The 24,070-nt window shown below is 62.1% G+C and carries 23 protein-coding genes and 1 tRNA gene; all 24 read right to left on the reverse strand.

The genetic code is table 11. The features are described 5' to 3' along the window. Positions 1 to 19: 19 nt before the first annotated feature. Positions 20 to 664: an NUDIX domain-containing protein gene (locus tag AB1286_RS06150; RefSeq protein ID WP_430362425.1), complete on the reverse strand. Its 645-nt coding sequence runs from the start codon at positions 662 to 664 to the stop codon at positions 20 to 22. Positions 665 to 706: 42 nt separating this feature from the next. Then, positions 707 to 1,003, reverse strand: coding sequence for a DUF2818 family protein (locus tag AB1286_RS06155; RefSeq protein ID WP_430362426.1), 297 nt, complete (start codon positions 1,001 to 1,003; stop codon positions 707 to 709). An 83-nt stretch (positions 1,004 to 1,086) separates the two neighbouring features. Next, positions 1,087 to 2,565: an NADH-quinone oxidoreductase subunit NuoN gene (nuoN, locus tag AB1286_RS06160; protein WP_430362427.1), complete on the reverse strand. Its 1,479-nt coding sequence runs from the start codon at positions 2,563 to 2,565 to the stop codon at positions 1,087 to 1,089. Between the two features lie 25 nt (positions 2,566 to 2,590). Further along, positions 2,591 to 4,081: an NADH-quinone oxidoreductase subunit M gene (locus tag AB1286_RS06165; protein ID WP_430362428.1), complete on the reverse strand. Its 1,491-nt coding sequence runs from the start codon at positions 4,079 to 4,081 to the stop codon at positions 2,591 to 2,593. A gap of 15 nt (positions 4,082 to 4,096) precedes the next feature. Then, complete coding sequence (gene nuoL / locus AB1286_RS06170; RefSeq protein ID WP_430362429.1) at positions 4,097 to 6,169, reverse strand: NADH-quinone oxidoreductase subunit L; 2,073 nt, start codon at positions 6,167 to 6,169, stop codon at positions 4,097 to 4,099. A 17-nt stretch (positions 6,170 to 6,186) separates the two neighbouring features. After that, entirely contained in the window at positions 6,187 to 6,492 is a 306-nt protein-coding gene (gene nuoK, locus AB1286_RS06175; RefSeq protein WP_102646422.1) for an NADH-quinone oxidoreductase subunit NuoK, read from the reverse strand. A gap of 17 nt (positions 6,493 to 6,509) precedes the next feature. Continuing rightward, on the reverse strand, positions 6,510 to 7,196 hold the full coding sequence (locus tag AB1286_RS06180; protein ID WP_430362430.1) for an NADH-quinone oxidoreductase subunit J: 687 nt from the start codon (positions 7,194 to 7,196) through the stop codon (positions 6,510 to 6,512). Positions 7,197 to 7,321: 125 nt separating this feature from the next. Then, the gene (gene nuoI, locus AB1286_RS06185) at positions 7,322 to 7,810 is read right to left on the reverse strand and encodes an NADH-quinone oxidoreductase subunit NuoI (protein WP_430362431.1); all 489 of its coding nucleotides are present in this window, start codon (positions 7,808 to 7,810) and stop codon (positions 7,322 to 7,324) included. An 11-nt stretch (positions 7,811 to 7,821) separates the two neighbouring features. Then, entirely contained in the window at positions 7,822 to 8,886 is a 1,065-nt protein-coding gene (nuoH, locus tag AB1286_RS06190; protein WP_430362432.1) for an NADH-quinone oxidoreductase subunit NuoH, read from the reverse strand. Beyond that, a complete protein-coding gene (gene nuoG, locus AB1286_RS06195) occupies positions 8,887 to 11,217 on the reverse strand; it encodes an NADH-quinone oxidoreductase subunit NuoG (RefSeq protein ID WP_430362433.1) in 2,331 nt (776 codons plus the stop codon). Between the two features lie 111 nt (positions 11,218 to 11,328). Beyond that, positions 11,329 to 12,657 (reverse strand): NADH-quinone oxidoreductase subunit NuoF, encoded by a 1,329-nt coding sequence (nuoF, locus tag AB1286_RS06200; protein ID WP_430362434.1) that lies wholly within the window; start codon positions 12,655 to 12,657, stop codon positions 11,329 to 11,331. Then, positions 12,654 to 13,139, reverse strand: coding sequence for an NADH-quinone oxidoreductase subunit NuoE (gene nuoE / locus AB1286_RS06205; protein ID WP_430362435.1), 486 nt, complete (start codon positions 13,137 to 13,139; stop codon positions 12,654 to 12,656). The genes nuoF and nuoE overlap by 4 nt, the downstream gene beginning before the upstream one ends. Positions 13,140 to 13,261: 122 nt before the next feature. After that, positions 13,262 to 14,515, reverse strand: a complete 1,254-nt coding sequence (locus tag AB1286_RS06210) for an NADH-quinone oxidoreductase subunit D (protein ID WP_430362436.1) — start codon at positions 14,513 to 14,515, stop codon at positions 13,262 to 13,264. A gap of 9 nt (positions 14,516 to 14,524) precedes the next feature. Further along, positions 14,525 to 15,127, reverse strand: a complete 603-nt coding sequence (locus tag AB1286_RS06215) for an NADH-quinone oxidoreductase subunit C (protein ID WP_430362437.1) — start codon at positions 15,125 to 15,127, stop codon at positions 14,525 to 14,527. Between the two features lie 19 nt (positions 15,128 to 15,146). Beyond that, a complete protein-coding gene (locus AB1286_RS06220) occupies positions 15,147 to 15,626 on the reverse strand; it encodes a NuoB/complex I 20 kDa subunit family protein (RefSeq protein WP_006052903.1) in 480 nt (159 codons plus the stop codon). Positions 15,627 to 15,693: 67 nt separating this feature from the next. Beyond that, entirely contained in the window at positions 15,694 to 16,053 is a 360-nt protein-coding gene (locus AB1286_RS06225) for an NADH-quinone oxidoreductase subunit A (RefSeq protein WP_102646305.1), read from the reverse strand. Positions 16,054 to 16,226: 173 nt separating this feature from the next. After that, a tRNA-Leu gene (locus AB1286_RS06230) sits at positions 16,227 to 16,311 on the reverse strand. A 115-nt stretch (positions 16,312 to 16,426) separates the two neighbouring features. Beyond that, on the reverse strand, positions 16,427 to 16,795 hold the full coding sequence (gene secG / locus AB1286_RS06235) for a preprotein translocase subunit SecG (protein ID WP_430362438.1): 369 nt from the start codon (positions 16,793 to 16,795) through the stop codon (positions 16,427 to 16,429). Between the two features lie 77 nt (positions 16,796 to 16,872). Then, positions 16,873 to 17,652 carry a triose-phosphate isomerase gene (gene tpiA, locus AB1286_RS06240; RefSeq protein WP_430362439.1) on the reverse strand — a complete coding sequence of 260 codons (780 nt, stop codon included), beginning with the start codon at positions 17,650 to 17,652 and terminating at the stop codon, positions 16,873 to 16,875. A 228-nt stretch (positions 17,653 to 17,880) separates the two neighbouring features. After that, on the reverse strand, positions 17,881 to 18,093 hold the full coding sequence (locus tag AB1286_RS06245; protein WP_430362440.1) for a DUF1059 domain-containing protein: 213 nt from the start codon (positions 18,091 to 18,093) through the stop codon (positions 17,881 to 17,883). Between the two features lie 380 nt (positions 18,094 to 18,473). Beyond that, positions 18,474 to 19,493, reverse strand: coding sequence for an NAD(P)H-quinone oxidoreductase (locus AB1286_RS06250; protein WP_430362441.1), 1,020 nt, complete (start codon positions 19,491 to 19,493; stop codon positions 18,474 to 18,476). A gap of 117 nt (positions 19,494 to 19,610) precedes the next feature. Continuing rightward, entirely contained in the window at positions 19,611 to 21,761 is a 2,151-nt protein-coding gene (gene pnp / locus AB1286_RS06255; RefSeq protein WP_430362442.1) for a polyribonucleotide nucleotidyltransferase, read from the reverse strand. 410 nt (positions 21,762 to 22,171) lie between these two features. Beyond that, the gene (gene rpsO / locus AB1286_RS06260; RefSeq protein WP_430362443.1) at positions 22,172 to 22,441 is read right to left on the reverse strand and encodes a 30S ribosomal protein S15; all 270 of its coding nucleotides are present in this window, start codon (positions 22,439 to 22,441) and stop codon (positions 22,172 to 22,174) included. 107 nt (positions 22,442 to 22,548) lie between these two features. Then, positions 22,549 to 23,865, reverse strand: a complete 1,317-nt coding sequence (locus AB1286_RS06265; protein ID WP_430362444.1) for a branched-chain amino acid ABC transporter substrate-binding protein — start codon at positions 23,863 to 23,865, stop codon at positions 22,549 to 22,551. Positions 23,866 to 24,070 lie beyond the last annotated feature (205 nt).

The raw sequence follows: 24,070 nt of genomic DNA on the forward strand, positions 1-24,070 counted from the left end.
TTCACCCCCACTGCCGAGTCTATGCGCTTGGCGCCAAGGCGTCGCCGGGCATGAGAGGGAACGGCGGCTCCGTCCGATCGGGCTGCCACGCCCCCGACAATACTTTTTCGAGCCAGAAGTGGCCGATGATCGTCTTCACGTCGCTAATTTCGCCGCTGCGGATCCACTCGCCCATCTGCGCCGTATCGGCGGTGAAGACCTCAAGGAATTCGCCGTCGTCCAGATCCGGCTCGCCCTGCGTCAAACCGCGCGCGAGAAAAATATCGATGAATTCGGTCGAATACGAAATGATCGGATGGATGCGGGTCAGGAACGTGTATTCCTTAGCCGAATAACCCGTCTCCTCGCGCAGCTCGCGCCGCGCACAGGCAAGTGCCCCTTCGTTCGGATCGAGTTTGCCGGCCGGAAACTCGATCATCACCTTGCAAAGCGGATAGCGATATTGCCGCTCAAGCACGACTCGACCGTCGTCGAACAGCGGAATGACCATCACGGCACCGGAGTGAACGACATACTCGCGCGTCGTCTCTTTGCCGTCAGGCAAGCGCACGATGTCGCGTTTGACTGTGAGGAAATTACCGTCGTAGGCGGTGTCGCCGTCGATGCGCGTTTCCGCGAGCGAGGCGTCGGGGTGCGACTGATTGGAATCGGACGGATGGGCCATCGGCAACACTCCTGCAAGGAGCCGCCGACGGCCGCCGAGCCGTCAGCGACGTTTGACGAGATATTGAAACGTAAAGCCGGGAAACGCGAACACGACGAACATGCTGAACGTAATCGCGTAAAACTGCCAGCCTTGATCGAAGCGGTTGCCGGCGCGTGCCTCGAGTGCAAAGCCGATCAACCCGATCACGAAGTACAGCGCGATCAATTCGGCGATGCGAAGCCACGCGCTCTTCTTCGCCGCGCGCATCGGCACGACGGCGAACAGCCGCTGATTGAAAAACGGCACGTTGGCGCCCACGAGCGCCAACAGAACGATGAACCAGCCTGCTGCGGACATTCAGCCTCCCGCCGGGCCGCCCCAAGGGAGGCTCACGCCCCCTCGGGGGGCAGCGAACGAAAGTGAGCGTGGGGGCCTTAGCATCAGAGGGCGACCGGCAGCGTGTGCGTGATCGCGTTCAGGCAGAGCGTCATGAGCGGACCCGGCAGGATACCGAGCACCACTACGGCAACGCCGTTGAGCACGAGCAGCCAACGACCCGACGCATCGCTTTCGAGCGGCGAGGCATCTTGCGGCGCATCGAAGTACATGAGCTTGACGATACGCAGGTAGTAGAACGCGCCGAAGAGCGACGTGATCACGGCCAGCACGGCGAGCCAAGTCAGACCGGCGTTCACCGTAGCCTGCAACACGGCAAGCTTTGCGGAGAAACCGACCATCGGCGGGATACCCGCGAGCGAGAACATCATCGCCATCATGACAAACGCGAACACCGGGCTACGCTTGTTCAAACCCTTGAGGTCGTCGAGCGTGTCGGCTTCGAAATCGCGGCGTGCGAGCAGCATCACGACGCCGAACGAGCCGAGCGTCGTCAGCAGATAGACGATGCTGTAGAACATTGCCGAGCTGTAAGCGCCGGCCATGCCCTCGGCCTTGCCGTCAACCACGCCCGAAAGCAAGCCGAGCAGCACGAAGCCCATGTTCGAGATCGCCGAGTAAGCGAGCATCCGCTTGACGTTGCGTTGGACGATACCGGTGATGTTGCCCACGATCAGCGACAGCGCCGCGAGGATCGTCAACATTTGTTGCCAGTCGCCCGCAAGCGGCAGCACGCCCATGACGAGCAGACGCAGCCCCCATGCGAACGCCGCCACCTTCGGGCCGCCGCCGACGAGCAGCGTCATGGCCGTCGGCGCGCCGTGATAGACGTCGGGCACCCACATATGGAACGGCACGGCGCCCATCTTGAACGCGATACCGGCCACGATGAAGATCACGCCGAACAGCAGCACGAACTTGTTGATGTGACCCGAAGCGATCGCCTTGAGCACTTCAGTCAGATCGAGCGAGCCCGTCGCGCCGTAGAGCATCGACATGCCGTAGAGCAAGAAGCCCGAAGCGAGCGCGCCCAGCACGTAGTACTTCATCGCCGCTTCGTTCGATTGCGAGGCATCGCGACGCAGCGCGATGGCCGCATACAGCGAGAGCGACATCAGTTCGAGACCGAGATACAGCGTGAGGAAGTTGCTGCCCGAGATCATGACGAGCTGGCCGAGCAGCGCGAACATGCCGAGCAGGAAGAAATCCCCGCGGAACAGATTGCGGTCTTCGAGGTACTTACGCGAATAGATCATCGTCACCGCGTAGCCGATCGACACCACGGCCTTCATCGCACTCGCGAAGCCGTCCACGACGTACATGTGCGAGAAGAAGTAATGCGGCTGCGGATCGAACACGAGCGTGGCGAACCAGACGCCCGACACGAGCGACGCGAGCACGGCGATCAGGTACGTGAGGCGTTTGCCGGAATCGCCGGTGAACGTTTCGTTCAGCCACGCGAGGACGGCGGCCGCCATCAGCAGCCCATCGGGCAACAAGAGAGACATAGGGGCGTTTTGCATGATCTTTTCGTTCCTCCGCTCGGCGTTACTGTGACACCGGCAGCTTCGACTGCGCGACGTGGGAGAGGAGGTTTTCCACGGAGACGTGCATCACATCGGTGAAGGGCTTCGGATACACGCCCATGAACAGCGTGAACGCAGCCAACACGCCGAGAATCAGATATTCGCGGCAGTTGATGTCCTTGAGTTCCTTCACGTGGTCGTTCGTCACGGCACCGAAGTACACGCGCTTGTACATCCACAGCGTGTAGGCGGCGCCGAGAATCAGCGTGAACGCTGCACCGAAGGCGATCCAGAAGTTGAATTGGACGGCCGCGAGAATCACCATGAACTCGCCGACGAAACCCGAGGTACCCGGCAGGCCGCAATTGGCCATCGAGAACAGCATCGCGAGCGCCGCGAACTTCGGCATGACGTTCACGACGCCGCCGTAATCGGCGATCTGACGCGAGTGCATGCGGTCGTAGAGCACGCCGATGCAAAGGAACATCGCGCCCGACACGAAACCGTGCGAGATCATCTGCACGATCGCGCCTTCGACGCCGAGCTGATTGAAGATGAAAAAGCCCAGCGTGACGAAGCCCATGTGCGCGATCGACGAATACGCGACGAGCTTCTTCATGTCGGCCTGCACCATCGCCACGAGGCCGATGTAAATCACGGCGACGAGCGACAGCGTGATGACGACCGGCGCCAGCGTGTGGCTCGCATCGGGTGCGATCGGCAGCGAGAAGCGCAGGAAACCGTATGCGCCGAGCTTCAGCATGATCGCGGCCAGCACGACGGAGCCGCCCGTCGGCGCTTCAACGTGGGCGTCAGGCAACCACGTGTGAACCGGCCACATCGGCACCTTCACCGCAAACGCGAGGAAGAATGCGATGAACAGCAGCACCTGCGGCGTCATGCCGATCTGCGTGCCCTGCCACGTGGCGAGATCGAACGTGCCCGTCTGGACGTACAGATAAATCAGCGCAACCAGCATCAACAGCGAGCCGGCCAACGTATAGAGGAAGAACTTGAACGCGGCGTAGATCCGGTTCGGGCCGCCCCACACGCCGATGATCAGATACATCGGGATCAGCGTCGCTTCGAAGAAGACGTAGAACAGCATGCCGTCCGCGGCGCTGAACACGCCCACCATGATCCCCGAAAGGATCAGGAAGGCGGCCATGTACTGCGACACGTTCTCGGTGATCACTTCCCAGCCGGCGATCACAACGATCACCGTAATGAGCGCGGTCAGCACGACGAACCACATCGAGATGCCGTCCACGCCCAAGTGGTACGTGATGTGGAAGCGTTCGATCCAGTTCGCCTGTTCGACGAATTGCAGCGCGGCGCTACTCGTATCGAAACCGCTGATGAGCGGCAACGTAACGAGCAAGCTGAGGATCGAGCCGATCAGCGCCAACCAGCGCGCAGCCCCGGGGTTCTTGTCGGAACCGATGGCGAGAACGGCCAAGCCGAAAGCGATCGGCAGCCAGATCGCGGTACTTAGAATCGGAAAAGAGTGCATTAAGTGTCCCCCGCCTTATTTGCCGCCGAGCGTTACAAACAGGGTAAGGAGCCCCAGCATGCCGATAATCATGGCGAACGCGTAGTGGTAGATGTAACCGGATTGCAGGAAGCGGATCACGCTCGCGAACCAACCGACGAAACGTGCGCTGCCGTTGACGACACCGTCGATGACCACGACATCGCCCTCTTTCCACAGGCCGCGGCCGATGGCCACCGCACCGCGTGCGAAGACGACTTCGTTGATCTTGTCCATGTAGTACTTGTTCTCGAGCAGCGTGTAGATCGGGCCGAACGCGCGACGGATCACCGGCGGCAGATCAGGACGCTTCAAATACAGGAACCACGCCGTCACGACACCGGCGATCGCGAGCCACAGCGGCAGCGAAGCCACCGAGTGCAGCGCCATCGGGAACCAGCCGTGGAACTCCTTGCTCATCTCTTCGACGGCGCCATGGTTCTCGCCGATGAAGATGACCTTGTCGAACGCCACGCCGTGCGCGAAGAAGTCGCCGTAGATCATCGGGCCGATCGCGATCGCACCGATGATGACCGACGGGATCGCCAGCAAAACGAGCGGGAGCCACACCACCCAAGGCGTTTCGTGCGGTTCGTGCGCGTGACCGTGATCGTCGTGACCATGACCGTGGCCGTGATCGTCGTGACCGTTGCCGCCGTGTGCAGCCGATTCCGCGCCGTGGCCGTTACCGTAATCCTTCGGATGACGGAAGCGCTCCTCGCCGTGGAACACCATGAAGTACATACGGAACGAATAGAGCGCGGTGACGAACACGCTGGCAACGACCGCGAAGTACGCGAAACCTGAACCCGGCAGATGCGACAGGCCCACGGCATCGATGATCGAATCCTTCGAATAGAAGCCGGCGAAGAACGGCGTGCCGATCAGCGCAAGCGAACCGACGAGCGACGTGATCCACGTGATCGGCATGTACTTGCGCAGGCCGCCCATGTTTCGCATGTCTTGGTCGTGGTGCATGCCGATGATGACCGAACCGGCGCCGAGGAACAGCAGCGCCTTGAAGAACGCGTGCGTCATCAGATGGAACACCGAGATCGAGTACGCCGACGCGCCGAGCGCGACCGTCATGTAACCGAGCTGCGACAGCGTCGAGTAGGCGACGACGCGCTTGATGTCGTTTTGGACGATGCCGAGGAAGCCCATGAACAGCGCCGTGATCGCGCCGATCACCATGATGAACGACAACGCCGTGTCCGACAGCTCGAACAGCGGCGACATGCGCGACACCATGAAGATACCGGCCGTCACCATCGTCGCCGCGTGAATCAGCGCCGAGATCGGGGTCGGGCCTTCCATCGAGTCGGGCAGCCAGACGTGCAGCGGGAACTGAGCCGACTTACCCATCGCGCCGATGAACAGGCAAATACAGGCAACGGTCAGCAGGCCCCATTGCGTACCCGGGAACGTCAATGCCGCGAGCGCCTCGCGCTTGGCGAACACTTCGCCGTAGTTCATGGAGCCGGCATAGGCGAGGATGAGGCCGATGCCGAGCAAGAAGCCGAAGTCGCCGACGCGGTTCACGAGGAACGCCTTCATGTTCGCGTAGATGGCGCTTTCACGCGTGAAGTAGAAGCCGATCAGCAGGTACGACACGAGACCCACCGCTTCCCAGCCGAAGAACAGCTGCAAGAAGTTGTTGCTCATGACGAGCATCAGCATCGAGAACGTGAACAGCGAGATGTACGAGAAGAAGCGCTCGTAGCCGTCGTCCTCGGCCATGTAGCCGATCGTGTAGATGTGCACCATCAGCGACACGAAGGTGACGACGCACATCATCATCGCGGTGAGCGAATCGACGAGGAAGCCGATTTCGAACTTGAGCGAGCCGACCTTCATCCATTCGTAGACGGTGGCGTTGTAGCTGCCGCCGTGCATGACGTCGGCGAACACCATCGCCGACAGGATGAACGAAATCAACACGCCGAGGATCGTGACCCGGTGGCTGCCTTTGCGCCCTACCACCTTCCCGCCAAGACCTGCAATCAGCGAGCCGGCGAGCGGTGCGAGCGGAACCGCCAGCAGCAGGTTTTCATTGAGTGTCGTGGACATAACCGCAGTGCCTGAATTTAACCTTTGAGCTGATCGAGATCCTCGACGTTGATCGTGTCGAGGGTACGGAACAGAGTCACGAGAATCGCGAGGCCGATCGCCGCTTCCGCCGCGGCCACCGTCAGCACGAAGAACACGAAGATCTGCCCGTGCACGTCGCCAAGGTAGTGCGAAAACGCGACGAAGTTCGTGTTCACCGCGAGCAAGATCAATTCGATCGCCATCAAGATGATGATGACGTTCCGACGATTCAGGAAAATGCCGACGACGCCGATCGCAAACAAGATCGCGCCGAGGACGAGGTAATGAGCCAGGGTCAACATATTTTTCTCCTCGACGCTCAACGGTTGCTGCCGACCGCGCCTGCGCCGGCATTCGCGTTCGGCTCGCCGGGCGCGCCTTCCGCGGTGGCCGGCAGCGTCGAACGTTCGGCCGGCATCTTCACCACGCGCACGCGATCCTTCGCGCGCACCTTCACTTGTTCGGACACGCGCTGACGCTTGCTGTCCTTGCCCTTGCGCGCCGTCAGTGCGATCGCCGCGATGATCGCGACGAGCAGCACGAGGCCGGCCACTTCGAACGCGAACACGTAGTCGGTGTAGATCACCTTGCCGATCAGGTACGTATTGGACATCGCCGAGGCGCCGGCCACCGCCGCGCCCGCCACCGGCGTCGTCGTCGCGCCGTAGCCGTGCCACAGAATCAGCGCCGTCTCGACGACGATGATCGCGCCGACGATCGTTGCCATCGGCACGAACTTCTTGAAGTCGCGGCGCAGCACGTCGAGATTGATGTCGAGCATCATCACGACGAACAGGAACAGCACCATGACCGCGCCGACGTAGAGCAGCACGAGCAAGATCGCGAGGAATTCGGCCTCGAGCAGCATCCAGATCGCGGCCGCGTTGAAGAACGCGAGCACGAGAAACAGCGCCGACCCGACAGGGTTGCGCGACGTGATCACCTTCAGGGCCGACACCGTCAGGAGCAGCGCGAAGATGTAAAACAGTACGGTCGTGAATTCCATGATTACCGGCTCATCGTTAGCTCATCATTCAGGCGTGGTGGCAGTTGGCGCACGCCGCGCCATGCCGCAGCGGCCTTACCCGCTGCGTCACCCCAACTACGCGTAGAGCAAATGCGTCAATGCTATTAACGGTACGGCGCGTCGGCCGCCTTCGACGCGGCGATCTGCGTTTCGTAGCGATCGCCCACCGCAAGCAGCATGTCCTTCGTGAAGTACAAGTCGCCGCGCTTTTCGCCGTGGTACTCGAGGATGCTCGTCTCGACGATCGAATCGACGGGGCAGCTTTCCTCGCAGAATCCGCAGAAGATGCACTTGGTCAAATCGATGTCGTAGCGCGTCGTGCGGCGCGTATTGTCCGCGCGCACTTCCGATTCGATCGTGATGGCCAGTGCCGGGCACACCGCTTCGCACAGCTTGCAGGCGATGCAGCGCTCTTCGCCGTTTTCATAGCGGCGCAGTGCATGCAGGCCACGAAAACGCGGCGAAAGCGGCGTCTTTTCCTCGGGGAACTGCACCGTGAACTTGCGCCGGAACGTGTACTTACCCGTCAGCGCGAGCCCCTTGAGCAGCTCGGTCAGGAAAAACGTTTTGAAGAAATTTTGGATAGCATTCATTTCGTCGCCCCTTATTTCCAGATGTTCAGCGGCGACATGATCCAGAAGCCGACCACGATGACCCAGAGAATGCACACGGGCAGGAACACCTTCCAACCCAAACGCATGATCTGGTCATAGCGATAGCGCGGGAACGTCGCGCGGGCCCAGATGAACACCGACAACAGAAGGAACACCTTCAGCACGAGCCAGAAGATGCCCGGAATGAACGACAGGAAGCCGAACGGCGCGCTCCAGCCACCGAGGAACAGCGTCGCGGCCAGCGCCGAGATCACGATCATGTTGATGTACTCGGCGAGGAAGAACAGCGCGAACGCCATCCCCGAGTAATCGATCATGTGGCCCGCCACGATTTCCGACTCCCCTTCCACCACGTCGAACGGGTGACGGTTCGTTTCGGCAATGCCCGAAATGAAGTAGACGACGAACACGGGCAACAGCGGCAGCCAGTTCCACGAGAGGAACGTGACACCGTGGTCGGCGAAGAAGCCGCGCATTTGCGAGCCGACGATCGCCGACAAGTTGAGGCTACCCGAGGTCATCAGCACGACGACGAGCGCGAAACCCATCGACACTTCGTACGAGACCATTTGCGCCGCGGCGCGCATCGCACCGAGGAACGCGTACTTCGAATTCGACGCCCAACCCGCGAGAATCACGCCGTACACGCCGATCGACGAAATCGCGATCACGTACAGCAGGCCCGCGTTGATGTCGCCGAGCACCGCTTTGGCTTGGAACGGAATCACGGCCCAGACCGCGAACGCGGGCACGACCGTCATGACCGGCGCGATCAGATAGAGCCAGCGGTTGGCGGCCGTCGGCTGAATCACTTCCTTGAGCAGCAGCTTCAGCACGTCGGCGATCGGTTGCAGCAAGCCGGCGGGACCGACGCGATTCGGCCCGATACGCACGTGCATCCAGCCGATGAGCTTGCGCTCCCAGAGAATCAGGTAGGCCACGCACAGCAAAATCGCGACGGAGACGACGACGATGCGCACGAGCGCCCACACCGTGGGCCACGCCGCGCCGAGCACCTGGGTGCCGCCTGCGTTGATCGTATCGAACAAGCTCATTTACGCCTTCTCCACCACGAGTTCACCGAACAAGCCGCCGAGCGTCGCGCCGAGCTGCGTGCCCGCCGAAACGCGCACCGCCGTGTCCGCCAGCGCCGCGTCGCGCGTCGCGCCGGCCTGCACCGTGCGGTCGCCCTGACGCACACGCACCGTGTCGCCGTCCTTCAATCCGAGCTTGTCGAACAGCGCGGCCGGCAGGCCGATCGTGTTCGCCGTGCGTGCGGCCACCGTCAAATGCAGCGACGGCGCGCGGCGCACGAGGGCGTCGGCGTGATAAATCGCCACGTCGGCGATCCGCTCGAGCGCACCGCCGGCCTGCGCTTGCGCACCACGCGCAACCGCCGCGTTCGTGCGATTGTTCAAGCGCGAAGCCTCCACGCCGGCGGGCAGCGCCGCGCGCCGCACGTCTTCCACCGTGTCGTAATCGAACCCCGACAAGCCGAGCACGTTACCCAGCACACGCAGCACCTTCCAGCCCGGCCGCGTTTCGCCGAGCGGACGCACAACACCGTTGAACGCTTGCAGCGTGCCTTCGGCGTTCACGAACGCACCGGCCGTTTCGGTGTACGGTGCGACCGGCAGCAGCACGTCCGCATAGTCGAGCCCCGTCTTGAACGGCGAGAGCACGACGACCGTTTCGGCACCGCCGAGCGCAGCCAGCGCTTGCGCCGGGTTCGCCGTGTCGAATTCGGGTTCGACGTTTAGCAGCACGTAGCCCTTGCGCGGCTGCTCGAACGCGCCGCGCGCATCGAGACCTTGCGCGCCGGGCAGCGCGCCGACGAGATGAGCACCGACCGTATTGGCCGCTTCCGTAAGGAAGCCGAGCGTCGCACCCGTTTGTTCGGCGATCCACTGCGCCAGCGCGTGGATGCGCGAAAACTCGGGATGCTGAACGGCGCTGTTGCCGATCAGCACGGCACGGCGTTCGCCGTTTGCCAACGCGTTAGCCAGATCTTGAGCGGCGGCCGAGGCTTGTACGCCTGCCACGCCTTCCGGCAATGCCACACCGCGCGCTTGCGCGACGGCGGCTGCGACGCCGGCCAGCGCATCGACCCATGCCGAGGGCGCTGCTACGATCGTCTTCGCGGTCGGGATCAGCGAGTTGTCGCCGGTCGCATGCAGCAGATGCACCTTGGCACCGCTCTTCGCGGCTTGGCGCAGGCGCGATGCCATCAGCGGATGATCGCGGCGCAGGAACGAGCCGATGACGAAAGCGGCATCGATCGTCGACAGATCGGCGAGCGGCATGCCGAGCCACGGCGCGCCTTCGGTCGTCGACGAGAAGTCGGACTGACGCAGACGGAAATCGACGTTGGGCGTGCCGACGGCTTGCGCGAGTTGCTTGAGCAGGAACAGCTCCTCGACGGTGCTGTGCGCGCTGCCGAGCATCGCGATCGAGTTCGCGCCGTGATCGGCCGCGACGCCCTTCAGGCTCTTCGCGACGTACTCGAGCGCCGTTTGCCAGTCGGTTTCGATCCACTGGCCGCCTTGCTTGATCATCGGCTGCGTCAAGCGCTCTTCGCTGTTCAAGCCTTCGTACGAGAAGCGGTCCTTATCGGAAATCCAGCACTCGTTGATCGCTTCGTTCTCGAGCGGCAGAACGCGCATGACGCGATTGTTCTTGCTTTGCACGACGAGATTGGCGCCGACGGAATCGTGCGGGCTCACCGACTTGCGGCGCGAGAGCTCCCACGTACGGGCGCTGTAGCGGAACGGCTTGCTCGTGAGCGCGCCGACCGGGCACAGATCGATCATGTTGCCCGACAGTTCCGAGTCCACCGTCTTGCCGACGAACGTCGTGATTTCCGAGTGTTCGCCGCGCCCGAGCATACCGAGCTCCATCACGCCGGCGACTTCCTGACCGAAACGGACGCAACGCGTGCAGTGAATGCATCGCGTCATTTCTTCCATCGAGATCAGCGGACCGACGTTCTTATGGAACACGACGCGCTTTTCTTCCGCATAGCGCGATGCCGACTTACCGTAACCGACGGCCAAATCTTGCAATTGGCATTCGCCGCCTTGATCGCAGATCGGGCAATCGAGCGGGTGATTGATGAGCAGGAATTCCATCACCGATTGCTGCGCCTTGACGGCCTTATCGGACGTCGTGTGCACGACCATGCCGGCCGACACGGGCGTCGCGCAGGCGGGCACGGCCTTCGGCATCTTCTCGACTTCGACGAGACACATGCGGCAGTTGGCCGCGATCGAAAGCTTCTTGTGATAGCAGAAGTGAGGAATGTACGTGTCGACCTTATGCGCAGCCTGGATCACCATGCTGCCTTCAGGCACCTCGACCTTCTTCCCGTCTATTTCAAGTTCAACCATGATGGTGAATGGTCCTTAACCTATTACCGCTCAATCTTTGCTCGCTGAACCGCCCGCCGAATAACCTTCGGCGGGCGGTCTGAATGAAGCGATGGAGTCGCGCGACGCCGCCTAAGCGAGTACCGCGTCCGCAGCGGTCGAAGCACCCGCGTGGCCACCGACTAGGCAACGCTTGTGCTCCACGTGATATTCGAATTCGTCCCAGTAATGCTTGAGCATGCCGCGCACCGGCATCGCCGCCGCATCGCCGAGCGCGCAAATCGTCCGGCCCATGATGTTTTCGGCCACCGAGTTCAGCAGGTCGAGATCTTCCTTGCGACCCTGGCCGTGCTCGATGCGATTCACGACGCGGTACAGCCAGCCGGTGCCTTCGCGGCACGGCGTGCATTGACCGCACGACTCTTCGTAGTAGAAGTACGACAGACGCAGCAGCGAGCGCACCATGCAGCGCGTTTCGTCCATCACGATGACCGCGCCCGAGCCGAGCATCGAACCGGCCTTCGCGATCGAATCGTAGTCCAAATCGGTTTGCATCATGAGGTCGCCGGGCACGACCGGTGCCGACGAACCGCCCGGAATGACGGCCTTCAGCTTCTTGCCGCCGCGCACCCCGCCCGCCAGTTCCATCAACGTCGCGAACGGCGTGCCGAGCGGCACTTCATAGTTGCCCGGACGCTCCACGTCGCCCGACACGGAGAAGATCTTCGTGCCGCCGTTGTTCGGCTTACCGAGCTCGAGATATTGCTGCGGTCCGATCTCGAGCAGGAACGGCACGGCCGCGAACGTCTCGGTGTTGTTGATCGTCGTGGGCTTGCCGTAGACGCCGAAGCTCGCCGGGAACGGCGGCTTGAAGCGCGGCTGACCCTTTTTGCCTTCGAGCGATTCCAAGAGCGCCGTTTCTTCGCCGCAGATGTAAGCGCCGTAACCATGGTGCGCGTACAGCTGGAACGAGAAGCCCGAGCCGAGAATGTTGTCGCCGAGCAAACCGGCGCGACGGGCCTCGTCCAGCGCTTCTTCGAAGCGCTTGTAGACTTCCCAAATCTCGCCGTGAATGTAGTTGTAGCCGACCGTGATGCCCATCGCATAGGCGCCGATCGCCATCCCTTCGATGAGGGCGTGCGGGTTCCAGCGCAGGATGTCGCGGTCCTTGAACGTGCCCGGCTCGCCTTCGTCCGAGTTGCAGACGAGGTACTTTTGTCCCGGGAACTGACGCGGCATGAAGCTCCACTTCAAGCCCGTCGGGAAGCCTGCGCCGCCGCGGCCGCGCAGACCCGAGGCCTTGACGTCGGCAATGACTTGCTCGGGCGCGATCTTCTCTTCGAGGATACGGCGCAACTGCTTATAGCCGCCACGCGCAACGTAGTCTTCGAGATGCCAATTCTCGCCGGTCAGGCCCGCGAGGATCAGGGGTTTGATGTGACGGTCGTGCAAAGACGTCATTTCGAAAGCTCCTCGAGCAAAGCGTCGATCTTCTCGCGGCTCATGAAGCTGCACATGCGATGGTTGTTCACGAGCAGCACCGGCGCGTCGCCGCACGAACCAAAGCACTCGCCTTCCTTCAGCGTGAACTTACCGTCCGGGGTCGTTTCGCCGAAGTCGATACCGAGCTTCTTCTTCAAATAGTCGGCCGTGGCCTCGGCGCCGCCATGCGGGCCGAGCTGGCACGGCAAATTCGTGCACAGCGTGATCTTGTGCTTACCGACGGGCGACGTCTCGTACATGGTGTAGAACGTCGCCACTTCTTGGACGGCAACGGCCGGCATGCCGAGATAGTCCGCCACGAACTCGATCAGTTCGGGCGACAGCCAGCCGTGCTCTTCCTGAGCGGTGGCCAACGCCGACATCACGGCGGACTGTTTCTGATCGGCGGGGTACTTCGCAACCGCGCGATCGATTTCTTTCAGGCCTTCAGCTGAGATCATTTTGAGAACACGAACTCTTTCAATTCCTACCGAACGAAAACCTGCCGCCTCATTCGTCGCGGCAGACCCGGCGCGCGGCGAGACGCATATTCGCGACTCGTTTGCAGCGCGCCGTGCGGCGCTTACCGGTCGATTTCGCCGAACACGATGTCCTGCGTACCGATGATGGTCACGGCGTCCGCGATCATGTGGCCGCGCGCCATTTCGTCGAGCGCGGCCAAGTGCGCATAACCGGGCGCGCGGATCTTGAGGCGATACGGCTTGTTCGCACCGTCCGACACCAGATAGATGCCGAATTCGCCCTTCGGATGCTCGACCGCGGCGTACGCCTCGCCTTCGGGCACGTGAAACCCTTCCGTGAAGAGCTTGAAGTGGTGAATCAGCTCTTCCATGTTCGACTTCATGCCGACGCGCGAGGGCGGCGCAACCTTGTGGTTCTCGGTCATCACCGGCCCCGGATTCTTACGCAGCCACTCGATACACTGCTTGGCGATGCGAACCGACTGGCGCATTTCTTCCACGCGCACGAGATAACGGTCGTAGCAATCGCCGTTGACGCCGACGGGGATGTCGAAGTCGAGCTGATCGTACACCTCGTACGGCTGCTTCTTGCGCAAATCCCACTCCACGCCCGAGCCACGCAGCATCGGACCCGTCAAACCGAGTTGGAACGCGCGCTCCGGGCTCACGACGCCGATGCCGACCAAGCGCTGCTTCCAGATCCGGTTGTCGGTGAGCAGCGTTTCGTACTCGTCGACGCAACCCGGGAAGCGCGTGAAGAAATCGTCGATGAAATCGAGCAGCGAGCCTTGCCGCGCCTCGTTCATCCTTTCCAATGCCTTCGCGTTGCGAATCTTCGATGCCTTGTACTGCGGCATCGCGTCCGGCAGATCGCGATAGACGCCGCCCGGACGGTAGTAGGCCGCGTGCATACGCGCACCGGACACCGCCTCGTAGACGTCCATCAGATCCTCGCGCTCGCGGAACGCATAGAGGAACACTGCCATCGCGCCGACGTCGAGCGCGTGCGCACCGATCCACATCAAGTGGTTCAGCACGCGCGTGATTTCGTCGAACAGCACGCGGATGTACTTCGCGCGGACCGGCACGTCGATGCCGAGCAGCTTTTCGATCGCGAGCACATAGCCGTGCTCGTTGACCATCATCGACACGTAGTCGAGACGATCCATGTACGGCACGGATTGAATGTAGGTCTTGCTTTCGGCCAGCTTTTCGGTCGCGCGATGCAGCAGGCCGATATGCGGATCGGCGCGCTGGATCACTTCGCCGTCGAGTTCGAGCACGAGGCGCAGCACGCCGTGCGCCGCCGGGTGCTGCGGACCGAAGTTGAGCGTGTAGTTTTTGATCTCTGCCATGGCGCCCTCTTAGTGTTTCAGACCGCCGTAGCGATCCTCGCGAATCACGCGCGGCGTGATTTCGCGCGGCTCGATCGTCACCGGCTGGTAGACGACGCGCTTTTCTTCCGGGTCGTAGCGCATTTCGACGTAACCGGACACCGGGAAGTCCTTGCGGAACGGATGGCCGATGAAGCCGTAATCGGTCAGGATGCGGCGCAGATCCGGGTGGCCTTCGAACACGATGCCGTACAGGTCGAACGCTTCACGCTCGTACCAGTTGGCCGAATTCCAGATTTCGACGACGGACGGCACGATCGGCATGTCGTCGTCGGGAGCGAACACGCGCAGACGCAGACGCCAATTGTTCGACACGGACAACAGATGCGAGACGGCCGCGAAGCGCGGGCCGTCATAGGCGCCTTCGCCGTACGATTGATAGTCGACGCCCGCGAGATCGATGAGCTGCTCGAAGCCGAGCGTGCGATCGTCGCGCAAGCGCTTGGCCACCTCGAGGTAGTCGTCCGCCTTGACGACGATCGTCAGCTCGCCGATCGACTCGGTGATGCTGGTCAGACGGCCGCCAAAGGCCGCCTCGAGGTTCGCTTTGAGGGTCTCGAGTTTGCTTGCCATAAAGTGGGGAAGCTTGCGCTTATTGACGGGCGATGGTGTTGGTGCGACGGATCTTCGCCTGAAGCTGGATCACGCCATAGACCAGCGCTTCCGCCGTCGGCGGGCAGCCGGGCACATAGACGTCGACCGGCACGATGCGATCGCAGCCGCGCACGACGGAATAGGAATAGTGGTAGTAGCCGCCGCCGTTGGCGCACGAACCCATGGAAATCACCCAACGCGGTTCGGCCATTTGGTCGTAGACCTTGCGCAGCGCCGGCGCCATCTTGTTGCACAGCGTGCCGGCCACGATCATCACGTCGGACTGACGCGGACTGGGACGGAACACAACCCCGAACCGGTCGAGGTCATACCGGGCCGCGCCCGCATGCATCATCTCGACCGCGCAACACGCGAGACCGAACGTCATCGGCCAAAGCGAACCCGTGCGTGTCCAGTTGATCAGTTTGTCGGCCGTAGTGGTGACAAACCCTTCCTTCAAGACCCCTTCGATACTCATTTGCTTTGCACTCCAGACGGGACGGTTGGCTTTATACACCGCCCGCAAGAAACCGGCGATTAACCCATCACTCCCAATCGAGTCCGCCCTTGCGCCAGATGTAGGCGAAACCGAGCAGGAGTTCGACCAGGAAAATCATCATCGCCATGAAGCCTGTCCAACCGATATCGCGCAGGGCGACGCCCCACGGAAACAGGAACGCGGTCTCGAGATCGAAAATGATGAACAGGATGGCGACGAGGTAGTAGCGCACATCGAACTTCATGCGCGCGTCTTCGAAGGCTTCGAAGCCGCACTCGTACGGCGAATTCTTTTGATTGTCGGGGCGGCTGGGCGCGAGGATCTTGCCAATACTGACAAGTGCAATGCCTAAACCGGCGCCCACGAGGAGGAAGAGCAATACGGGGAAGTAGGCTGCGAGGTTCAAGACTATCCTCTTTCGGTTGGTTCTGAGTACCGTAGGGATCGGTCCCATCCCTACAGAAAATCACTTCGTTGTACTACTCGCCTTACACCCTATACTGCATGCAAGACGTAAGCATGACTCCAGAAGTGACAATGCCAGCCGAAGCGAAGCATGCGGCTGGCATTGGATAACTTTGGTGCCGACGGCGAGACTCGAACTCGCACAGCTTTCGCCACTACCCCCTCAAGATAGCGTGTCTACCAATTTCACCACGTCGGCACTGTCTGCAATCCGGGACACAACTTGTTGGAACCCGCGAATCGCTTCAAGACTTAAATTCTAACGTGCTTCCCAGAATTGTTCAACGCACAAATGCAACTTTATGCGAAATTTATTATTTCGGAACTGCGTTGCTCGAGGGAGCCGGTGCCGCCACCGGGGCCGAAGCGATCGCAGCCGATGCAGGTGCAGCCGATGTTGCCGGAGCCGTCACCGCACCCAGCACACCCGCAGAGGGACGGGACTTGTACGAACCGAGGTAAGTTAGCGCGAGCGTCGTAATGAAGAAGACCGTCGCGAGAATCGCTGTCGTGCGGGACAAGAAATTCGCGGAACCAGTGGCGCCGAACAGGCTCCCGGACGCGCCGCTACCGAACGCCGCACCCATGTCGGCGCCCTTGCCATGCTGCAACAGCACAAGGCCGATAACGCCCAGTGCCGACAGCAACTGCACCACAATGATCAACGTTTTCAAAAACAGCATCTGACTCACCTAATTTGAGGTTTGAGCATCCGGCTCGATGGAGGGTGCCGGATACGCTTGCGTATTTGCGCTCGGCGTTAGTGAGCGTGACTCGCCACTTTCGCTTGCTCGCAAATCGCGAGGAAATCTTCACTTTTCAACGACGCGCCGCCGATCAGGCCGCCGTCGATATCCGCTTGGCCGAACAGCACCTGCGCATTCTCGGGCTTCACGCTGCCGCCGTACAACAACGCCACGCACGCGAGCGATGCATCCTTTTGCACGAGCCGCGCGCGCAAAAACGCGTGCACTTCCTGCGCCTGCTCGGCCGTGGCGCTTCGCCCCGTTCCGATGGCCCATACCGGCTCATAGGCGATGACGATACGCTGGGCCTCTTCGACCGACAGCAAATTCAACACGGCATCCAGTTGCGCGCCGACGACCGCCTCGGTCGTGCCCGCCTCGCGCTCCTCCAGCGTTTCGCCGATACAAACGATCGGCGTGAGGCCGGCCTGGAGTGCGCGGCGCGCCTTGGACGCCACCAATTCCGAGCTTTCCGCATGATACGCGCGGCGCTCCGAGTGACCGACGATCGCAAGCGTTGCACCGAATTCGCATGCCATCTCGGCCGCGACTTCGCCGGTGTAGGCGCCGTGCGTGTAGGTGGAAATATCTTGCACACCCCACGCGAGCGACTTACCCGAAAGCAATGCCTGCGTTTGCGCGAGATAAGGGGTCGGCACGCAGACGCCAATCCGAATCGCATCGGCCATCGCAGCCGCACCGTCGGCGACGGCCTGCAACAGCGCCGCGTTTTCCGCGAGGCGTCCATGCATCTTCCAATTGCCGATCACCCACTTCACTCGCTGTTCCGCCATGTGTCTCGCCCGTGTGTTGTACCCGCCGCTGCGACGCGGACGGTGCTCGCGCCACGCGAAGGCGCACGCAAAACACGCAATTTTACTGTGCCTGGCCGGACCCGGTCAAACCGGGCGGCGCCATTGGCCAGCCGCCGGGGTGACGGCCTGAGCGGGAGGAGATTTCGCCGCCCGGGCAGCGTTGCGGCGAGCGGCTGAAAAGACGCATCGAAATGCGTGTGAGCGCGCCTACTTGGCGCGAGAAGATTCGAGCGGCGGCGTACCGTCGTGAAACAGCTTGGCAAGCTGCGAACGCAGCTCGGGGGAATCGACATGATGGTGGACCGTAACGGCGTGCTGAACCGCCGCCTCGATCAACTCCCGTTCGCTATCCGCCGCCATCGATATCGTGCAGTTCATCTCGCTGGGAAACTCCCGGCAGTCGATGTATTTACGCGTCATGACGCACTCCTTCTCATTCGATTACCACCCGGCCTCCCTATGCCGGGGCCATGCCAGTCCGGCGTGAATCAATGCACCGACGGCTCGACGTTTTGATTGTGGCGACACACATTCCCCGGATCCTAGCGCCTTGATCGCGGCAGAGCACTGGCGGCGACGTTGTGGCTGCCCCCACGCACCGCGACGACGCAGGCTTGCTCGCGAGGATCGAAAACGAGATTTTTCAGATCATTGAAAGCATCATGAAAGATCGCACCGTAACCATTAATAGCGCGCGCCAGGCCAAGTCCAAAGCAGGATTTACAGATATTGGAACGTGGCCGTCATACCTTGGCTGCGCGGGATGCTGGCACCGTTCATGCGTTGCATGATGCCGACGCTCAGGCCGATAGGGCGGCCCAGTCCAGGACGATTTTGCCGATATGCTCGCCGCTTTCCATCAACGCATGGGCCTGGCTCGCCTCGTGTGCGGGCAACACGCGATAAACGATCGGCTTGATGCGCCCAGCATCGATGAGCGGCCACACCCGCTCTTTGAGCCGTGCCGCGATTTTCGCCTTGAACTCGATCGAGCGCGGCCGCAGGGTCGAACCGGTCACCGTCAAACGGCGCCGCAACACCTCGGAGAGGTTGACCTCCGCCTTCGCACCGCCCAGCAGGGCGATGATGACGAGACGGCCGCCGTCGGCGAGCGCCGACAATTCGCGTGGGACATAGCCGCCCGCGACCATATCGAGGATGACATCGACCCCGCGATCGTTCGTCAGCGATTTGACGACTTCGACGAAGTCTTCCGATTTGTAGTTGATCGCACGCTCGGCGCCGAGCGCCTCACATGCCTTGCACTTCTCGGCGGTACCGGCCGTCGCGAAGACACGAAATCCGAGCGCATGCGCGATCTGAATCGCCGTGACGCCGATCCCGCTCGAGCCGCCCTGCACGAGTAGCGTTTCGTTCTCGCCGCCCTCCCCCTCGCCGAGGCGCGCACGGTCGAAGACATTGCTCCAGACCGTGAAGAACGTCTCGGGCAACGATGCCGCCTCGATATCGGTAAGCCCCTTCGGCACCGGCAAGCACTGCGCGAGCGGCACGCTCGCATATTGCGCATAGCCGCCGCCGGCGAGTAGCGCGCAGACGCGATCGCCGACCTTCAGCCCGAACGGGTTGTGCTTTTCATCGAGCGTGCCGCCGACGATTTCCCCCGCGATTTCGAGACCCGGCAAATCGGAGACGCCTGGCGGCGGCGCATAGGCCCCTTTGCGCTGAAATACGTCGGGGCGATTCACGCCCGATGCCGACACCTTGACGAGCACTTCGCCGTGACCGGGCACCGGGTCGGGCCGTTCGGCGAGCGCCAGAACTTCCGGCCCGCCGAACTCGGTAATTTCGATCGCTTTCACATCACCTCCGAGCAGTCGCACAAAGAACGGGCACTATTCTGATGAAAAAACGGCCGGCGCGCTTGGAAAGCGGCCGGCCGTTGCTAGGAGCGATTCACTCCCGAAGTCGCGACGCAGTTACTGCTGCGGCGCCGGCTCCGAGGGGGCCGCACCCGAGCCGCCTTCGTTCAGCAGCGCTTTCGCCGACAAACGCACGCGACCCTTCTCATCCGTTTGGATGACCTTCACCTTCACTTGCTGACCTTCGGTGAGGTAGTCCTTGATGTCCTTGATACGCTCGTTAGCGATTTCGGAGATGTGCAGCAGACCGTCTTTGCCCGGCAAGATGTTCACGATCGCGCCGAACTCGAGCAGCTTGAGTACGGTGCCTTCGTACACTTGCCCGACTTCCACTTCGGCCGTGATGTTTTCGATGCGGCGCTTTGCCTCGGCCATCCCTTCGCTGCTCGTGCTCGCGATCGTCACGACGCCGTCGTCGGAGATGTCGATCGTCGTGCCCGTTTCTTCCGTCAGCGCGCGGATCACCGAACCGCCCTTGCCGATCACGTCGCGGATCTTCTCGGGGTTGATCTTGATCGTGATCATGCGCGGAGCAAACGCCGACAGCTCCGTGTTGGCGCCGGACACGGCATCCTTCATCTTGCCGAGGATGTGCATGCGGCCTTCCTTCGCCTGCGCAAGCGCGACTTGCATGATTTCCTTCGTGATCCCTTGGATCTTGATGTCCATCTGCAACGCGGTCACGCCGTCGGCCGTGCCGGCCACCTTGAAGTCCATGTCGCCGAGGTGATCTTCGTCGCCGAGGATGTCGGTGAGCACCGCGAACTTGTTGCCGTCGAGAATCAGGCCCATCGCGATGCCGGCGACGTGCGCCTTCATCGGCACGCCTGCATCCATCAATGCAAGGCAGCCGCCGCAAACCGACGCCATCGACGACGAGCCGTTCGATTCGGTGATTTCCGACACGACGCGGATCGAGTAGCCGAACTCTTCGGCGCTCGGCAGGCATGCGGCAAGCGCACGCTTGGCCAGGCGACCGTGGCCGATCTCGCGACGCTTGGGCGTGCCCACACGGCCCGTTTCACCGGTGGCGAACGGGGGCATGTTGTAGTGGAGCATGAAGCGCTCGCGGTACTCGCCTTCGAGCGCGTCGATGATTTGCTCGTCGCCCTTCGTGCCGAGCGTCGACACGACGAGCGCCTGCGTTTCGCCACGCGTGAACAGCGCCGAACCGTGCGTACGGGGCAACACGCCCGTGCGGATTTCGATCGGACGCACCGTGCGCGTATCGCGGCCGTCGATGCGCGGCTCGCCGTTCAGGATCTGGCTGCGAACGATCTTCGCTTCGATGTCGAACAAGATGTTGCCGACGGCGGTCTTGTCCGCCGGCGCTTCGCCTGCGGCCGTGGCCGCTTCCTCGAGCTTGGCGCTCGTCGCGGCGTAAACTTCCTTCAGCTTCGTCGAACGCTGCTGCTTGTTGCGCAGTTGATAAGCGGCAACGAGCTCGCCGTGTGCGATTTCGGTGACGCGCGCGATCAGCGCTTCGTCCTTCGGCGCCGGCTGCCAATCCCATTCGGGCTTGCCGCCTTCGCGCACGAGCTCGTGAATCGCGTCGATGGCCGTTTGCATTTGCTCATGGCCGAACACCACCGCACCGAGCATCACGTCTTCGGGCAATTGCTGGGCTTCCGATTCGACCATCAGCACGGCACGTTCCGTACCGGCGACGACGAGGTCCAAACGCGATTCCTTTTGCTGGCTGCGCGTCGGGTTCAGAACGTATTCGTTGTTGATGTAGCCGACGCGCGCGGCGCCGACGGGGCCGTTGAACGGCAGACCCGACACGGCCAGCGCAGCCGAAGCGCCGATCAGCGCGGGGATATCGGCCGGCACTTCCGGGTTGATCGACAGCACATGAATGACGACCTGGACTTCGTTGTAGAAGCCTTCCGGAAACAGCGGACGCAGCGGCCGGTCGATCAGGCGCGACGTGAGCGTTTCGTGTTCCGAGGGACGGCCTTCGCGGCGGAAGAAGCCGCCCGGGATCTTACCGGCCGAGTAGGTCTTTTCGATGTAGTCGACCGTCAGCGGGAAAAAGTCCTGACCGGGTTTGGCCGACTTCGCGCCGACGACCGTCGCGAGCACGACGGTGTCTTCGACGTCGACGATGACGGCGCCCGATGCTTGGCGCGCGATCTCGCCCGTTTCGAGACGAACGTTATGTTGTCCCCATTTGAATTCTTTAACGACTTTATTGAACATGGACATAGATCACTCCTTCTGTCTTCTCATCTATTTTGGGATCGCCGCCGCGATACGCTGGGCATCGCCGGACGGCGCCGGCAGCCGGCGCACCTGCGGGAAGAGGAGTGTTATGCCATTCCAGCGCCGCGCTGGAACGATGGCGGCCATCTCGCCGCGCTGGAATGACACAAAGCTCTGCCCGCCTTTGCCGACTGCTATGAAGCACCCTATAACGCGCGCAATCGATACGCGCCTGGGATTGTTACGTCCTGCACCACGTACACGCACGGTGCGTGCCGTTTAGCCTTACAGAGGTTGCGCCCGCTTGCGGCGTAAGACGTACCGCACAGGGAAGCGCTATTCCCACCGCACAAAAACAAATGCCTGTATCAGCGCACTGACACAGGCATCTTGCATAACGCGGGGGCAGCCGATTACTTGCGCAGACCGAGCTTTTCGATCAGCGAACGATAACGGTCGGCGTCCTTGCCCTTCAGGTAGTCGAGCAGCTTACGGCGACGGCTCACCATGCGCAGCAGACCGCGGCGGCTGTGGTGGTCCTTCGAGTGCGACTTGAAGTGCATCGTCAGCTCGTTGATACGCGACGTGAGCAGTGCGACTTGCACTTCGGGCGAACCCGTGTCGTTCGTGCCGCGTGCGAATTGCGCGACGATGTCGGACTTCTTGATATCAGCAACAGACATTTGATTTCCTTTAAAACAAACAGGCGGTCACGGAAGAAAGGCCGTGCCGTGGGTTACGACGAAGGGCGCATTGTAGCACAATCGAAAGCCGCAAGGCCGCCCTCTCCCTATGGCCGCTTCATCCGGCATTCGCTCGCGCTCTCGGTTTGCCCCGGCGGCAGCGCCAAGACCGTCCGGAAGCCGTAGCCCGACCCCTCGTTGTCGAAACGAACGCCCGGCGTGCCCGCCTTGTCCATCTCGATTACATAAAGGGGCTGGATCAGCTGATGGTCGTCGGCGCGCATCCATGCGCGAACGAAGCCGTTTTCGAACTTGGCCCCTTCCAGCGCTTTTGCGACCGCAACCGCATCCGTGCCGTGCGCACGGGAGATCGCATCCGCGAGCATCTCGACCATGACGTCGATGCGGGCCAGCAGGTAATCGTCGTGCGCCGCCGGGAAGCGAGCGCGGAACGCCGCGTAGTAGGCATCGGAGGCGGCGGCGTTCGCATGCGGCAAGCGCTCGCTTGCCGGTGCCGCGGTGCCCGCGTTCGGGTGCCAGTCGGCCACGGCCACGACGCGCTTCACGCCCGCCTCCCCGATCGCGGCCGGCGCATCGAGGCTGTTGCCGTAGAACGTATAGAACTTGCCGGCGAAGCCTTGCTCGCGTGCCGCTTTAACTAAGAGCGTGAGATCGTTCCCCCAATTGCCCGTGACGACGGCATCGGCGCCGCTCGCGCGCAGCTTGGCGATATAGGGGGTGAAATCCTTGACGCGGCCGATAGGATGAAACTCGTCGCCGACGATCGCAATGTCGGGCCGCCGGGCGCCGAGCGCAGCCCGAGCGAGCGCGCTGACGTCATGGCCGAAGCTGTAGTCTTGATTGAGCAGGTACACGCGCTTGACCGACTTGTCGCGCGCGATCACATCGGCAAGCGCGTTCATCCGCATGCCGGCGTGGGCGTCGAAGCGAAAATGCCAGAAGCTGCATCCCGCGCCCGTGAGCGCCGGATCGTCGGCCGAATAATTGAGGAAAAGTTCGCGGTTATCGGGGTCCCGCGCGTTTTGCTTGTCGATGGCCGACACGAGCGCGGCCGCCACGGCCGAGCCGTTACCTTGCAAGACGAACGGAATATGGCGATCTTGCGCCGCGCGTAGCTGCACGAGGGCTTGCTGGGCGCTGCCCTGACTGTCGAGAACGACCAGTTCGAGCGGATGGGCGCCGTCGGGCAGCGTCACGCCGCCGCGCGCATTGACGCGCTCGATGGCGAAGCGCACGTTGCGCTCGAGCGCCGCGCCCGCATCGGCGAACGGACCCGACATGCCCTCGATCAGCGCAAGCCGGATCGGCGCCTTTGCCGCCTCGCCGGCTGCGCTCGCTAGCGGTGCCGCGAACGCGGCTATCGCACCGGCGATCGCCGCCCACTTCGTCCATTGTTTGATCATCGCTCGTCTCTCGCACGATTCGAAAGCGCGGATCATAGGCTGTGAAGGCGCCGATTCGCAAGGGCGCCGGCACGCCGTCGGAGACATTGCCGGGGTTCCCCCTCGCGGATCGGCCGCGCCCATCTGATAGTATTCACGGTTCCCGCGCCGGTACTCCCGTCATTCGCCTCGTGCTAAGGCTGGACGTATTCCAGCCGCCGAGTAA

The sequence above is a fragment of the Trinickia sp. NRRL B-1857 genome (assembly GCF_050470685.1).
GTDB lineage: Bacteria > Pseudomonadota > Gammaproteobacteria > Burkholderiales > Burkholderiaceae > Trinickia.

Bases quoted from the DNA above. Each gene is read 5' to 3' on its own strand.
- AB1286_RS06220 (WP_006052903.1), bottom strand. From the start codon at position 15,626: ATGAGTATCGAAGGGGTCTTGAAGGAAGGGTTTGTCACCACTACGGCC.
- AB1286_RS06210 (WP_430362436.1), bottom strand. From the start codon at position 14,515: ATGGCAGAGATCAAAAACTACACGCTCAACTTCGGTCCGCAGCACCCG.
- nuoI (WP_430362431.1), bottom strand. From the start codon at position 7,810: ATGAATGCTATCCAAAATTTCTTCAAAACGTTTTTCCTGACCGAGCTG.
- rpsO (WP_430362443.1), bottom strand. From the start codon at position 22,441: ATGTCTGTTGCTGATATCAAGAAGTCCGACATCGTCGCGCAATTCGCA.
- AB1286_RS06165 (WP_430362428.1), bottom strand. From the start codon at position 4,081: ATGCACTCTTTTCCGATTCTAAGTACCGCGATCTGGCTGCCGATCGCT.
- nuoN (WP_430362427.1), bottom strand. From the start codon at position 2,565: ATGCAAAACGCCCCTATGTCTCTCTTGTTGCCCGATGGGCTGCTGATG.
- AB1286_RS06180 (WP_430362430.1), bottom strand. From the start codon at position 7,196: ATGGAATTCACGACCGTACTGTTTTACATCTTCGCGCTGCTCCTGACG.
- AB1286_RS06265 (WP_430362444.1), bottom strand. From the start codon at position 23,865: ATGATCAAACAATGGACGAAGTGGGCGGCGATCGCCGGTGCGATAGCC.
- nuoK (WP_102646422.1), bottom strand. From the start codon at position 6,492: ATGTTGACCCTGGCTCATTACCTCGTCCTCGGCGCGATCTTGTTTGCG.
- AB1286_RS06215 (WP_430362437.1), bottom strand. From the start codon at position 15,127: ATGGCAAGCAAACTCGAGACCCTCAAAGCGAACCTCGAGGCGGCCTTT.
- tpiA (WP_430362439.1), bottom strand. From the start codon at position 17,652: ATGGCGGAACAGCGAGTGAAGTGGGTGATCGGCAATTGGAAGATGCAT.
- AB1286_RS06245 (WP_430362440.1), bottom strand. From the start codon at position 18,093: ATGACGCGTAAATACATCGACTGCCGGGAGTTTCCCAGCGAGATGAAC.
- nuoE (WP_430362435.1), bottom strand. From the start codon at position 13,139: ATGATCTCAGCTGAAGGCCTGAAAGAAATCGATCGCGCGGTTGCGAAG.
- AB1286_RS06155 (WP_430362426.1), bottom strand. From the start codon at position 1,003: ATGTCCGCAGCAGGCTGGTTCATCGTTCTGTTGGCGCTCGTGGGCGCC.
- secG (WP_430362438.1), bottom strand. From the start codon at position 16,795: ATGCTGTTTTTGAAAACGTTGATCATTGTGGTGCAGTTGCTGTCGGCA.
- nuoH (WP_430362432.1), bottom strand. From the start codon at position 8,886: ATGAGCTTGTTCGATACGATCAACGCAGGCGGCACCCAGGTGCTCGGC.
- nuoL (WP_430362429.1), bottom strand. From the start codon at position 6,169: ATGTCCACGACACTCAATGAAAACCTGCTGCTGGCGGTTCCGCTCGCA.
- pnp (WP_430362442.1), bottom strand. From the start codon at position 21,761: ATGTCCATGTTCAATAAAGTCGTTAAAGAATTCAAATGGGGACAACAT.
- nuoF (WP_430362434.1), bottom strand. From the start codon at position 12,657: ATGACGTCTTTGCACGACCGTCACATCAAACCCCTGATCCTCGCGGGC.
- nuoG (WP_430362433.1), bottom strand. From the start codon at position 11,217: ATGGTTGAACTTGAAATAGACGGGAAGAAGGTCGAGGTGCCTGAAGGC.
- AB1286_RS06150 (WP_430362425.1), bottom strand. From the start codon at position 664: ATGGCCCATCCGTCCGATTCCAATCAGTCGCACCCCGACGCCTCGCTC.